This window comes from Paraburkholderia kururiensis JCM 10599 = LMG 19447, from assembly GCF_003986935.1.
Taxonomy (GTDB): domain Bacteria; phylum Pseudomonadota; class Gammaproteobacteria; order Burkholderiales; family Burkholderiaceae; genus Paraburkholderia; species Paraburkholderia kururiensis.
On the sequence record NZ_RJZE01000012.1, the window covers coordinates 166,921 to 180,370 of the forward strand.

The following is a 13,450-nucleotide window of genomic DNA, read 5'->3' on the forward strand; positions in this document are numbered from 1 at the left end:
CGATGGCTTCGCGACGTCTCACATGCGGCAACTCACGTGCAACCCGTCAGGCCGGCTGCGCCGCCGCCCCGCCGCTTGCGGGCAAGAGCCGCGCCGACAACGACTGCGCGTAGCGTTGCGCCGCGAAGCCCGCGACGATATGGAAGGTGTCCGCGGACACCCAGGCCACGTCGAGCGCCGCGAGCCGCTGGCGGTCGACCGCCGAAGGATCGCGCACGACCACACGCAAACGGGTCGTCGCAACGGCTTCGAGCGAAACGACGTTGGTCGCGCCACCGAACACCGCGAGCCAGCGCGCAGGATCGGGATCGAGCGGGCCGGCTTCCGCATCCGACGACGCAGGGCCCGATGCAGTGCCCGCAACCACTTTCTGCGCACTCGCCACACTCGCCACGCCACCCGCGCCCGCCGACGCCATCTCCGCGCGCATCTCGTCCGCAATGATGTCGGCCTCCGGGCCGATGATCACCTGCACGCTGTCGCCGCCGCGCTTGAGCACGCCGCGCGCGCCGATCGTCTTCAAGTCAGCTTCGGATACCTTCGCCGGGTCCGCCACGGAAAGACGCAGGCGCGTCGTGCAGGCATCCACCACTTTCAGGTTGGCCGCGCCGCCCAGCGCCGCGATATAGCGCGACGCACGCGACACCGCCGCGCCCGCCGCAGGCGCAACGAAGCCGCCTGCAACGAACGAATCCACCTGCGCCTGCTCGGCAGCGGGCTCGCGGCCCGGCGTGGCCATGTTGAACTTGCGGATGAAGAAGCGGAACAGCCCGTAGTAGAGCGCGCCGTACACGAGCCCGAGCGGAATGGCTTCCCAGCCCTTCGTGGAGAGCCCGTAGTTCAGCACGTAATCGATGGCGCCCGCCGAGAACGTGAAGCCCAGCTTGATGCCCAGCAGCGAGCAGATAGCGAGCGAGAGCCCGGTCAGCACCGCGTGGATCGCGTACAGCACCGGCGCGAGGAACATGAAGCTGAACTCGATGGGCTCGGTCACGCCCGTGAGGAACGACGTGAGCGCCATCGAAAACAGCAGGCCGCCCACCGCCGCGCGGCGTTCCTTCGGCGCTTCGTGCAGCATCGCAAGGCACGCTGCCGGCAGGCCGAACATCATGATCGGGAAGAAGCCCGACATGAAGCCGCCCGCGCTCGGGTCGCCCGCAAAGAAGCGGTGCAGGTCGCCGGTAACGGCCGCGCCGCCGCCGGGCGGCGTGAACGTGCCGAACACGAACCACGCGAGCGAATTGAGGATGTGATGCAGGCCCGTGACGAGCAGCAGCCGGTTCAGCACGCCGAACACGAACGTGCCGACGGCGCCCGCCGTGGTGAGCCAGTGGCCGGCCAGATCGATAGCCGCCTGCACCGGTTGCCACGCGTAGCCGAACACAATGCCGAGCCCCACGCACACGAGACCCGTGATGATCGGCACGAACCGCTTGCCGCCGAAGAACGCGAGGTAGTCGGGCAGTTTGATGTCCTTGTAGCGGTTGTAGAGCAGCCCCGCCACGAGGCCCGCGATGATGCCCGACAGCACACCCATGTTGAGCTTGTCGTTGATGTCCTTCATCACGGCGATCTCGACCAGATAGCCGATCGCGCCCGCGAGTGCCGCGACGCCGTTGTTGTCCTTCGCGAAGCCGACCGCCACGCCGATGGCGAACAGCAGCGGCAGGTTGTCGAAGATCGCGCCGCCCGCGTCCGCGATCATCTTGATGTTGAAGACATCGGGCTGGCCGAGCCGCAGCAGAATGCCGGCTACCGGCAGCACCGCGATGGGCAGCATCAGCGCTCGCCCGAGCCGCTGCACTTTCAGAAACGGATTGCCATCCATTGAGTCACCTCCTGGTCTCTTGTCTCGTGTGAAATCGCGTGAAGTTGAAGTGGGTTTGATGCCCTGGTTGATGCTGATGCGTTACATCGTGTGTTACGTGGTGCAAATCCGTGCCGCGGACTGCTCGTCGTGCTCGCGACGAGTTCAGTCCAGCGGCCAGGTTTCGCGGCTCATGGCCCGCACGGCCTGTGCCGAGTCGAGCGCCAGCGCATCCTGGGCGCGCTGACGGCACAGCGGGTAATCGAGATTGCGCACGCGCGCCTTGATGGCCGGCACACTGACGGGATCGACCGAAAGCTCCGTGACGCCAAGGCCCACGAGCAGCGGCACGGCGAGCGGGTCACCCGCCAGCGCGCCGCACACGCCCACCCACTTGCCGTGCTTTTCCGCGCCCTGAACCGCGATGCCGACAAGACGCAGCACCGCCGGATGCAGCCCGTCGGCCTGCGCCGCGAGATCGGGCCGGCAACGGTCCATGGCGAGCGTGTATTGCGTGAGATCGTTGGTGCCGATCGAGAGGAAGTCGGCATGGCGCGCCAGTTGGTCGGCGAGCAGCGCCGCCGAGGGCACCTCGATCATCACGCCCACTTCGATGCGATCGGTGCGGCCCTGCTCGCGCGCGAGTTCGTCGATGCGCGCGCGCAGCCGCACCAGTTCGCCCGCGTCCGTCACCATCGGCAGCAGGATGCGCACGGCGCCCGCGGGCCGCACAGCGAGCAGGCCGCGCAGTTGATCGTCGAGCAGGTCCGGGCGCACCTGGGCGAGGCGAATGCCGCGCAGGCCGAGCGCCGGGTTCGGTTCGGGCGGCAGCGTCAGGTAATCCACTTCCTTGTCGGCGCCCACGTCGAGCGTCCGGATGATCGCGGTGCGGCCCGCGAGCGCGTCCGTAATGGCCTGATAGCTTTGCCGATGCTCGTCCACCGTAGGCGCCGCCGGACGATGAATGAAGAGCAGTTCCGTACGCAGCAGGCCCACCGCGTCGGCACCGTTTTCGACAGCGGTTTTCGCGTCGTCGAGCGTGGCGATGTTCGCGGCCACTTCGATTGCGCGGCCGTCACGCGTGGCCGCCGCCTCACCCGACATGCGCCGGTTCGTTTCGCGCAGTTCGTCCAGCCGGTCGCGCTCGCGCCGCGCACGTTCGATCTCCTGTTCGCCCGGCGCATATTCGAGGCGCCCCGCGCTTGCATCCACGACGACCTGCGTGCCTTCGGCAATCGCATGCAGCGCGCTACCCACGGCGACGAGCGCCGGAATGCCGGTCTGCCGCGCGATGATGGCCGCGTGCGAGGTCGCGCCGCCGCGCGCCATCACGAGCGCCGTGACGCGGCTGCGATCGAGCGACGAGAGGTCCGACGGCGTGAACTCGTCGGCGGCGAGCACGGCCTCGTCGGGCAGCGTGCTCAGCGTGCGATTGGCGCCACTGGAGCCGCCCAGCGCGCGCAGCACGCGCTTTTCGATATCGCGCAGATCCGCGGCGCGCTCGGCGAGCAGCGAATCCTTCACGTCGGCGAGCACGGCGATCTGTGCACGAATGGCCGCGCGCCATGCGAAACCCGCGCTCTTGCCGAGGCTGATGAGATCGCGCGCGGCGTCGAGCAGCGTGGGGTCTTCCAGCAACACGCGATGCACCGCGAAGATGCCGGCTTCGCCTACTGCGCCGCGCTGCGAGGCTTCGCGCACGGTGGTGTCGAGTTCGGCATCCACGGCTGCGAGCGCCTTGTCCAGCAACCGGCTTTCAGAGGCGGGCGTGCCGGCCGCCTGCTCGACGGGTTCGACTTCGACGTTGTCCCAGCGCACGAGCTTGCCGAGCGCGACACCAGGCGACGCGCACACGCCCGCAAGCGTGTTGGCAGGCAGTGCCGACGCAGGCTCGCGCGGCACTTCGTGTGGCGCGGGCGAGGCATCGCGCGCACGCGTCTCTTCGACCTCGCCGTGCGCCTCGCGCAGCAGTTCGTTGGCCACGGCCTCGACGGCTTTCGCCGCATCGCGACCCGTCGCGACGAGTTCCACCGTGGCGCCCTCGCCTGCACCGAGCGCCAGCAACCCGACCACGCTTTCGATCGGCGCCTTGCGTGCGCCGAAGTGCACTTCCACGCGCGCCTCCAGACCGCGCACGGCTTCGCGCACGCGGGCCGCGGGCCGCGCGTGCAGGCCGCCCGCGTGGGCGAGCGTCACGGTGCGGCGCACTTCGCTCGCGCAGGCCGTTGCTTCGGTGTGCGATGCGGCCTGAGTTTGCGTCGCGGCACTCGCCGACGCTTGCGCACTCGCAGCGCCCTCGCCCGCTCCACGCGCACGCAGCACGAGCAGTTCACTCGTGCCGGCCTTCACCACGCCGCGTCGCGCGCGATCCACCACTTCGAACGCATCCGAATTCGCGATGGCCACCACGGAAACGAGGCTCGGCGCCATGCGAGCAATGAAGTCCTGATCGAACTCGATGAGCACGTCGCCCGCACGCACGCTCGCGCCTTCCGCGACCTTCGGCGTGAAGCCTTCGCCGTTCAGCGCGACCGTATCGATGCCGATGTGCAGCAGCACTTCCGCGCCCTGCGTGGTGCGAATGGTGAGCGCATGGCCGGTGCGCGCGAGGTGCGCCACGACGCCGTCGCACGGCGCGACGAGCCGCCCTTCGAGCGGATCGATGCCGATGCCGTCGCCGAACATGCCTTCGGCGAACACGGGGTCGGGAACATCGGCTAGCGCCACGACCGGGCCGGTCAGCGGCGCCAGAAGGACAAACTGACCCTGGGCAGGATTCATCAGATGCGACTCCACGACACGTTCCATCAGGACTCTCGCTTAATGTGTTTCGGTGACTTTATGCAGATGGCGCGGCGTATCGGGATTGCGCCCGCGCGCGGCGGCAAGGCCGGCGGCCATCACATAGAAGGAAAGAATGGCGGGGATCGGGTCCAGCGCGGCATCGGCGGCCGGTTCGAGCGGCAAGGTCACGTCGGCAGCGTCGGCCGCATCGGCGGGCGCCGCGAGCAGCACGCGCGCGCCGCGCGAGCGCATGTCGCGCGCGAGCTGCACGAGCCCGGCCTGCTCGGGGCCGCGCGGCGCGAACACGAGCAGCGGATAGTCGCGGTCGATGATTTCCATCGGACCGTGCCGCACTTCGGCGCTCGAAAACGCCTCGGCCTGAATGCCCGACGTTTCCTTGAGTTTGAGCGCCGCTTCCTGCGCGATGGCAAGCCCCGTGCCGCGACCGATCACGATCATCTGCGAAACGTCGCGCAGTTCGTCCACGGCCTTCGACCAGTCGAGCGTGCCCGCGCGCGAAAGCACGTCGGGCAGCGAGCGCAGCGCAGCAACCAGCGCTGCGTCGCGCTGCCAGTGCGCGACAAGCTGGGCCGAAAGCGAAAGCATCGCGATATAGCTCTTCGTGGCGGCGACGCTGAGTTCGGGCCCCGCGAGCAGCGGCAACTCGTATTCGCAGGCCTCGGCGAGCGGTGAGCCGGATACGTTCACGGCCGCTACGGTCAACGCGCCCGCGGCGCGCAACGCGGCCACGGTGCCCACCAGATCGGGGCTCTTGCCCGACTGCGAGAACGCGAGCGCGAAGGCATCGCGCACACGCAGCGGCGCTTGCTGCAGCGTGGCGATCGACATGGGCAGCGACGCCACCGGCACGCCGATGCGGCTCATCGTGAGGCTCGCGAAATAGCTCGCCGCGTGGTCCGAGCTGCCGCGCGCCACGGTGAGCGCGACGTGGCGAGGCTTCTCTTCGAGCCTCGCTGCCAATGCCTCGATGCGCGAGGTGTCGGCGAGTTGAGCGGCCACCGCGTCCGCGGACGCAAGGGCCTCTTTAAGCATATTCGACAATCGATTCTCCTTCGACGTAGGTCGCCGTCAGCGTCAACGCGCGGTCGAATACGACGATGTCGGCCCACGCGCCGCGCGCGAGACGGCCGCGGTCTTCGATGCCGAGGTAGTCGGCGGCGTAGCGCGACATGCGGTTCGATACGTCCGCAATCGGCAGGCCGAGCGAAACGAGGTTGCGCAGCGCGACGTCCATGGTGAGCGTGCTGCCGGCGAGCGTGCCGTCGGCAAGACGCACGCCGCCGAGGCACTTCGTGACGTGCTGGCTGCCAAGGCGGTACTCGCCGTCGGGCATGCCGGTGGCCGAGGTGCTGTCCGTCACCACGTAGAGGCGGGGAATCGCGCGCAGTGCGGCGCGAATCGCGCCAGGGTGCACGTGCAGCAGGTCGGGAATGATCTCGGCGTATTCGGCGTGCGCAAGTGCTGCGCCCACGAGGCCCGGATTGCGGTGATGCATCGGCGACATCGCGTTGAAGAGATGCGTGAAGCCGCGCGCGCCGTGCTTGAGCGCGGTCACGGCGTCGTCGTAAGTCGCGAGCGAGTGACCGAGTTGCACGCGCACGCCGCGCGCTGCCATCTCCGAAATGATCTCGATGTGGCCTGCGATTTCGGGCGCCACCGTCACCACGCGAATGGGCGCGATGGAAAGGTACTTGAGCACTTCGTCGAGCACGGCGGACACCGCGGCGTCCGGCTGCGCGCCCAGCTTGCCGGGATTGATGTACGGCCCTTCCAGGTGCACGCCGAGCACGCGCGCGCCGCCCGGCGTGCGGCTGCGCGCCACGTTGCCGAGCCCCGCCACGACGTTCATCAGTTCCTCGCGCGGGGCCGTCATCGTGGTGGCGAGCAGGCTCGTCGTGCCGTATTTCGCGTGGGTGCGCGCAATGGTTTCGATGGCGTTGCCGGCTTCCATCACGTCGGCGCCGCCACCGCCGTGCACGTGCAGGTCGATGAAGCCGGGCAGGATGTAGGGCGCGTCGTTGGTCGCGGGGTCGACGCGCTCGCCGGCAAGCGACGTGATGCGGCCGTTTGCCGTTTCGAGCGTGCCGTGAATCCAGCCGTCGGGGGTCAGTATGTTTCCGGTCAGCATGTGTGTTCCTGGTGATGCTTCGGCCGAGGCCTTGGGTGATACCTCAGGTGATACGAGAGAGACGTTCATGACTGATTCGCGTGGCGCCGTTCGTGTTCCCGTTACTGGAGCAGTTCGGCCACGAAATCGTAGTAACCGTCCCGGCAGTAGGTGTCCGTGAGTTCGATGGCCCGCTGATCCGCGCTGAAACCCACGCGCTGAATGACCAGCAGGGCCGCGCGCGGCTCGATCTCCATTAGCGCGGCGATTTCGCTCGTGGCGTTCACCGCGCGAAAGTGCTGCAGCGCGCGGACCACCGGCACGCCGCGCTCCTCGAGGTGGCTGTAGAGCGACACGCCGATTGCATGCGGGTCGGGCACGATCGAAACTGGCAACGCCGAGTGCTCGACGGCCATTACGATGCCGTCCGCGCGACGCAGGCGTCGCAGGTTCGCCACCGACGCGCCTGGCGACAACCCGAGATGCACGATCTCGTCGCGCGTGGCGGCGCGAACGTCGCGCTCGAGCCAGATGGAATCGGGCGTGAAGCCGCGCTGCTGCATCTTCTTGGTGAAGCCGGTGAGGCGCGAAAGCGGATCTTCCACACGCGGCGTGATGAAACTGCCGGCGCCGCGCGCGCGGCGAATCAGACCTTGCTCCACGAGCAGCGCAATAGCCTTGCGCGCGGTGATGCGCGACACGCCGATTGCATCGCAGAGCGTACGTTCCGAAGGCAGCGCCTCGCCCGCAGACCAGACGCCGCATTGGATCGCCGTCGCCAGATTGCGCGCCAGCTGCAGGTACAACGGTGTGACGTTGCGCGCATCGGGCATCAGCGCGGACCAGCGGGTTTCCATTGAGGGCTCGGGCGGGGAAGGAACGGTTGGGAGGGTTCTTCAAGCCGAGCCCATTATATAACCACAATAATACCAGTCAACGAACTGGTTCCAGGCCTGTCGATCGGTGTTCAAGCCTTACCTGGCGGTCGTTTGCGCGCTTCTCCCAAGGCTTGCGGCGCGTTTCTGCGGTATCGGGATTTACCCTGGCGGCGCCCCCGTGTCGCGCTTTACGCATACCGCTTTGATACCACTTGGTTGCCCGCAACCTTGCATGCGGCGCACACAACCCGTTCCCATATCGACAGGCGGCCCCTATAGTGGTGCATCGCAGGCAAAGACGAAGAACACGGGGAGCCGGAGTTGACTGAATCTGATGCGTTGAGGCGCGCGGAGGCCGTCCGCCACTTCAATCGTTTTTACACGCGCCACATCGGCGCCCTTCACGAGCATCTGCAAAAGAGCGCCTTCTCGCTGACGGAGGTGCGCATTCTCAACGAGCTGTCGCGCGGCCGCGCGAACACGGCGGCGGCACTCGCCCGCAATCTGGGTCTCGACACCGGCTACCTGAGCCGCATCCTCACGAGCTTCGAGCGGCGCAATCTGCTGACGCGCCGGCCCTCAGAATTCGACGCGCGCCAGTCGCTGCTCTCGCTCACGGAACAGGGCCGCGCCGAGTACGAACCGCTGGAGAAAGCCGCTGTCGCCGAAGTTCGCGCGGTGCTGGCGCGGCTGCCGCAAGGGTCGCAGCAGCAGTTGATCGGCGCGATGAAGCTGATTGAACGGCTGCTCGATGACCGTCCGCGGCGGGGCCTCGTGAAGCTGCGCGCCCCGAAGGCAGGCGAGGCGAGCTGGCTGGTGCACCGTCAGGCGCAACTCTCGGCCGCCGCCCATGGCTGGGACGCCCGCTTCGAGGCACTGCTCGCGCGCACCGTTGCCACCTTCACGCAGACGCACGACGCGCAGCGCGAGGCATGCTGGATCGCCGAGCAAGACGGCATGACGGTGGGGTCGGCGCTCATCGCCGCGCGCTCGCAGGAAATTGCGAGCGTGCGCATGTTCTATGTGGAGCCCGACATGCGGTGCCTTGGCATCGGCGCACAACTGCTGGAGGAATGCGTGCGCTTCGCAAAGGACGCGCGCTACGCCGCGCTCTCGCTCTCGCTCGCGACGGTGATGGCCGACGCGCGGCGGCTCGCGGCGCGCATGGGCTTCCACTGTGCGACCAGCAAGGACGCGCACCGCTTCGGGCATCCGCTTACCGTTGAACGGTGGGAGCTCACGCTGTCGTGAGGCGACGTGAACTGAGCGCACGTGTTCGCTGCGCTCAGTCGTCCTTTAGAAAATCAGATACCCTGCGAGCGCGGAGAACGCCACCACGAGCCAGGGTGGCAAGCGCGCCGCCATCAGCAGCGCGAGCGCCACGAGGGCAAATGCGATGTCCGCCGGGTGGCGCAGTGCGTTCACGCAGAGCGGCGAATAGAACGCCGCGGCCAGCAGCCCCACCACGGCGGCATTCACGCCCATTAGCGCGTAGCGGCACGCGGCGAGGCCCCGCAGCCGCTCCCACAGAGGCATCACGCCAATCACCAGCAGAAACGACGGCAGAAAAATAGCGACAACCGCAATGGCCGCGCCCGCCACGCCTGCGGGCTGCTGATTCGATACCGCACCAAGAAACGCCGCGAACGTGAAGAGCGGACCGGGCACGGCCTGCGCGGCGCCGTAGCCGGCAATGAACGCTTCCGGCGTGACCCAATGCGGCGGCACCACCACCTGTTCGAGCAGCGGCAGCACGACGTGACCGCCGCCGAACACGAGCGAGCCCACGCGGAAGAAACTCGCGAACAGATGCAGCGGATAGTTGCCGGAGACCGTGGCCAGAGCGGGCAGCCCGAGCAGCAGAAGGACGAAGAGCCCGATCATCAGCACGGCGTGCACACGCCCGCCGGCACCAATCGGTTCGCTGTGCTCGCTCACCTCCGGCAAGCGGCCACGCAGCAACCAGCCCGCCAGCGCTCCGAATGCGAGCACCGCAAGTTGCGCGAGCGGTGTCGTGAACGCCAGCATGACGACCGTGGATACGACGGCAATCGCCACACGCGGACGGTCGGGCGCGAGGGTACGCAGCATGCCCCACAGCGCTTGCGCCACGACAGCGACGGCAACGAGGCTTAGTCCGTGCAGCCAGCCGGATTGCGCCGTCGCTCCGTGCCGCCCGACGAGAAGACCGAACGCACAGAGCAGCGCCGCGGACGGCAGCGTGAAGCCCGTCCATGCGGCAATCGCGCCCGCTATGCCGCCCTGGCGCAGCCCGAGCGCAATGCCCACCTGGCTGCTCGACGGGCCCGGCATGAACTGGCAGAGCGCGACGATATCGGCGAACGCGGCGTCGGTGAGCCACGCGCGGCGGCGCACGAATTCCTCGCGAAAGAAGCCGAGATGTGCGATCGGTCCGCCGAAACACGTGAGCCCGAGCCGAAGGAAGATCGCGAAGATCTCGAATACGGACGGGCGCGTGGGCACGGCAGGGCGGGAAACGGAGGGCATGCGGTCGTCCATGTCGGTCGGGATGCGGTCACGTTCGGTGCGACGCCTGGGGCACGTCGCTTCAGGCGGCGTCGCGCGACATGCTAGCAGCGTCGGGGCGAAGCGGTGTGCCCGAGATGCGTGGGCGTTGTCCGGCGCTCGCACGTTCGCGCCAAAGCAGCCGGGTAAAACAAAACGCCACGGCAAGCCGTGGCGTTGTCGATTGCAAAAGCTGGCGGCGCCGCTTTAGAACGAGGGCACAACCGATCCCTTGAATTGCGTCTTGATGAACTGGCGGACGTCTTCGGACTGGTAAGCCGCCACCAGCTTCTTCACCCACGGCTTGTCCTTGTCCTGCGTGCGCACAGCGATCAGGTTCGCGTACGGGCTGTGCACGTCTTCGAGCGCGATGGCGTCTTTCGTCGGTTGCAGGCCTGCGGCAAGGGCGTAGTTCGTGTTGATCGCCGCGGCATCGACGTCGGCGAGCGAGCGCGGCAGCTGCGCGGCATCGAGCTCGACGAGCTTCACCTTCTTCGGATTTTCCGCGATGTCGAGCGGCGTCGCGTTGCTGCCGCTCGCGCCTGCGCCGGCGCGCAGCTTGATCACGCCCTGCGCCTGCAGCAACAGCAGCGCACGGTTCTCGTTGGACGGGTCGTTGGGTACCGCGACCTTCGCGCCCTGCGGCAGGTCTTTCAGCGACTTCAGCTTCTTCGAGTAGACGCCGAGCGGCGAGATGTAGGTCAGCCCCGCGCTCACGATCTTGTAGCCGCGCTGCTTGACCTGGCTGTCGAGATACGGCTGGTGCTGGAAGCTGTTAGCGTCGAGGTCGCCCGCGTCGAGCGCGGCGTTCGGCTGAACGTAGTCGTTGAACTCGATGACCTTGACGTTGAGGCCTTCGCGCTTCGCCACTTTCTGGACGACCGACCAAATCTGCGCATCGGGCCCGCTGATGGTGCCGACCTTGATGACGCTTTCGTCGGCGCGTGCGCCGAAGCTGGCGGCGAATGCGGTTGCCGCAACGGCGGCGGAAAAGAGCTTGAGGAGATTTCTGCGCTGCATGGGAAAGTTCGACTGACGTGATTCCGGGTTCTGTCGCGCCGGCAGGCCTGATGCCATACCGGCGGCGACATAAATGGTCTCATATGCCGGGAGCATTAAGAAATAACGGAATCGAATACTGGTATGCGCTGCGCGGTGCGGTGCGGTGCCGTGTGGCCAAGGCAAAACGCAAGGCACGCCCGGCGCCGTCGCGCCGGACACGGTGGCGCGACGGACGAGCGAAGCTTCGGTCAGAACGTCGTCCAGTCGTCGTCTGCGGGGACCGCGGCGGCTCTCGACGTAGCGCGGGGAGTGACGGTTGCGGCGGCGGCCGCCGGCGTAGCGGCAGGCTTAACCGCGGCAGTCTCGGCGACGGGCGGTTTCGTAGCGGACGCGGATTCAGCGGCACCGGCCGAGGCGGCCGTCCGCGCCTTCGCGGGCTGCCCATGCTCGCTGCGACCCGATGCCGCGCCAGCCGTCGCAACGTTCGAAGCGGCCGAAGCAGCGGAAGACCTCGCCACAGCCTTGCCGGCCGAGGCAGAACCGCCAGCCGCAGCGCTCTTCACCGCAGGCGACGCAGCACGAGCCGGCGCGGCTGCCTTCGCGTTCACGGCTTTGGCGCTGTTTCGCGTCGGCGCAACGTCCACGCTCGATACCAGCCCGCTCGCCGCGGCGGCGCCGTCCACGCGGAACGCGCTCACCGCCTCGCGCAGCCTTGCCGCCTGGTCCTGCAACGACGCCGCGGCAGCCGTCGCCTCTTCCACGAGCGCGGCATTTTGCTGCGTGACCTCGTCCATCTGCGTCACGGCGCGGCCCACCTGGCTGATGCCGCTGCTCTGTTCCTCGGAGGCTGCCGCGATCTCACCCATGATGTCCGTCACGCGGCGCACGGCCTGGAGAATCTCGCCCATCGTCGCACCCGCCTGTTCGACGAGCGACGAACCGTTGTTCACGCGCTCCACCGACGCATCGATCAACTGCTTGATCTCCTTCGCCGCAGTTGCCGAGCGCTGCGCGAGGCTGCGCACCTCGCCGGCCACGACGGCAAAGCCGCGTCCCTGCTCGCCCGCGCGGGCGGCTTCCACCGCCGCGTTGAGCGCGAGGATGTTGGTCTGAAACGCGATGCCTTCGATCACGCCAATGATGTCGGCAATCTGGCGCGAGCTGTCGTTGATCTCGCCCATCGTGCCGATCACGCGGCTCACCACGTCGTGGCCCTTCGTCGCGATTTCGGAGGCGTTGTTCGCGAGTCCGCTCGCCTGGCGCGCGTTGTCGGCGTTCTGCTTCACCGTGGCGGTGAGCTGCTCCATGCTCGCGGCGGTTTCCTCTAGCGATGCGGCCTGCTGCTCGGTGCGCTGCGAGAGGTCGCCGTTGCCGGCCGCAATCTGTTCGGTTGCGGCCGCAATCGATTCGGCGGAGTACCGGATTTCGCCGATGGTGCGTTGCAGCCGGTCCTGCATGTCGCGCATCGCGGCCATCATGCTGCTGGAGTCGCCGTTGCGAACCTGGACAGACTGCGAGAGGTCGCCGCGCGCAATGTGCCTGGCGAGACGCAACGCGTCTTCGGGCTCGCCGCCCAGGCTCTTTCGGACACTGCGGATCACCACCAGCATGGCGAGCGAGATCGCCACGCCGATCACGACAATCGCGCCCAGATGCGTGAGCAGCGTCTCGTAGTAAGTGGTGTCGATGTCGCGCACGAACACGGCGGTCGAAATGTTCCAGTCCCACGGCGCGAAACGCACGACGTAGCCGATTTTCGGCAGCGCGGTTTCGCTGTGCGGCAGGCGCCCGCGATACTCGGTGAAGCCGCGGCCCGTCGCTTTGGCCGCATCCACGATCGAGACGTAGACGAGCTTGCCGTCCGGGTCCTTGAAGTCGCCCGCCGCTTTGCCGACCATCTGCGGCAGCGTGGGGTGCATGAGCACGACGGGCTTCGAATCCATCACGAAAACGTAGCCGGCGTCGCCGTAGCGCATGGTGGCGAGCCGCGCGAGCGCCTCGCGCTGGGCGTCGGCTTCGCTCATCTTGCCCGCCTGAGCGAGTGCGTAATAGCCGTTCACGACGCCTTGCGCCGCGTCCACGAGATTCGCCATGCCAGCCTTGCGCTCGGCGAGCATCGTTCCACGGGTTTCCACCGCGCTCCAGAGGCCCACCCCCAGCAGCCCCAGCCAAACGAATGCGAGCGACAACCACAGCTTGCGGTTCAGACTCATCCTGCTCATAGCGTTGGTCTCTTCTTGTAGGTGTTTTCTTGCGCGATGCGCCTGCGGGCAAACGCAAACGATTGCCGCAGGTATAACGGCACCCAAAAGAGTCAACTTGAGA

Annotated in this window: 9 protein-coding genes; 1 reads left to right on the plus strand and 8 read right to left on the minus strand. The window is 67.6% G+C overall.

Annotated features, from left to right (window positions below):
- Positions 1–46: 46 nt before the first annotated feature.
- The 5 genes from nagE to PKKP23_RS16430 form a co-directional block, all read right to left on the minus strand.
- Positions 47–1,828, minus strand: coding sequence for an N-acetylglucosamine-specific PTS transporter subunit IIBC (gene nagE / locus PKKP23_RS16410; RefSeq protein ID WP_126877679.1), 1,782 nt, complete (start codon positions 1,826–1,828; stop codon positions 47–49).
- Positions 1,829–1,972: 144 nt separating this feature from the next.
- Entirely contained in the window at positions 1,973–4,615 is a 2,643-nt protein-coding gene (ptsP, locus tag PKKP23_RS16415) for a phosphoenolpyruvate--protein phosphotransferase (protein WP_126877680.1), read from the minus strand.
- Between the two features lie 12 nt (positions 4,616–4,627).
- Positions 4,628–5,644, minus strand: coding sequence for an SIS domain-containing protein (locus tag PKKP23_RS16420; RefSeq protein WP_126877718.1), 1,017 nt, complete (start codon positions 5,642–5,644; stop codon positions 4,628–4,630).
- The gene (nagA, locus tag PKKP23_RS16425) at positions 5,637–6,740 is read right to left on the minus strand and encodes an N-acetylglucosamine-6-phosphate deacetylase (protein ID WP_126877681.1); all 1,104 of its coding nucleotides are present in this window, start codon (positions 6,738–6,740) and stop codon (positions 5,637–5,639) included. Before nagA ends, PKKP23_RS16420 begins: the two co-directional genes overlap by 8 nt.
- A gap of 101 nt (positions 6,741–6,841) precedes the next feature.
- Positions 6,842–7,576 (minus strand): GntR family transcriptional regulator, encoded by a 735-nt coding sequence (locus tag PKKP23_RS16430; RefSeq protein WP_017772616.1) that lies wholly within the window; start codon positions 7,574–7,576, stop codon positions 6,842–6,844.
- A 342-nt stretch (positions 7,577–7,918) separates the two neighbouring features.
- Between PKKP23_RS16430 and PKKP23_RS16435 the strand changes: the two genes are divergently transcribed.
- Positions 7,919–8,848 (plus strand): bifunctional helix-turn-helix transcriptional regulator/GNAT family N-acetyltransferase, encoded by a 930-nt coding sequence (locus PKKP23_RS16435; protein WP_126877682.1) that lies wholly within the window; start codon positions 7,919–7,921, stop codon positions 8,846–8,848.
- A 45-nt stretch (positions 8,849–8,893) separates the two neighbouring features.
- Here the strand turns inward: PKKP23_RS16435 and chrA are convergent, their stop codons facing one another.
- The 3 genes from chrA to PKKP23_RS16450 all read right to left on the minus strand — a co-directional run bounded on the left by chrA (position 8,894) and on the right by PKKP23_RS16450 (position 13,347).
- Positions 8,894–10,105 carry a chromate efflux transporter gene (chrA, locus tag PKKP23_RS16440; protein WP_168724573.1) on the minus strand — a complete coding sequence of 404 codons (1,212 nt, stop codon included), beginning with the start codon at positions 10,103–10,105 and terminating at the stop codon, positions 8,894–8,896.
- A 225-nt stretch (positions 10,106–10,330) separates the two neighbouring features.
- Positions 10,331–11,143, minus strand: a complete 813-nt coding sequence (locus tag PKKP23_RS16445) for a MetQ/NlpA family ABC transporter substrate-binding protein (protein ID WP_042299402.1) — start codon at positions 11,141–11,143, stop codon at positions 10,331–10,333.
- 230 nt (positions 11,144–11,373) lie between these two features.
- The gene (locus tag PKKP23_RS16450; protein WP_126877684.1) at positions 11,374–13,347 is read right to left on the minus strand and encodes a methyl-accepting chemotaxis protein; all 1,974 of its coding nucleotides are present in this window, start codon (positions 13,345–13,347) and stop codon (positions 11,374–11,376) included.
- Positions 13,348–13,450: the final 103 nt, after the last annotated feature.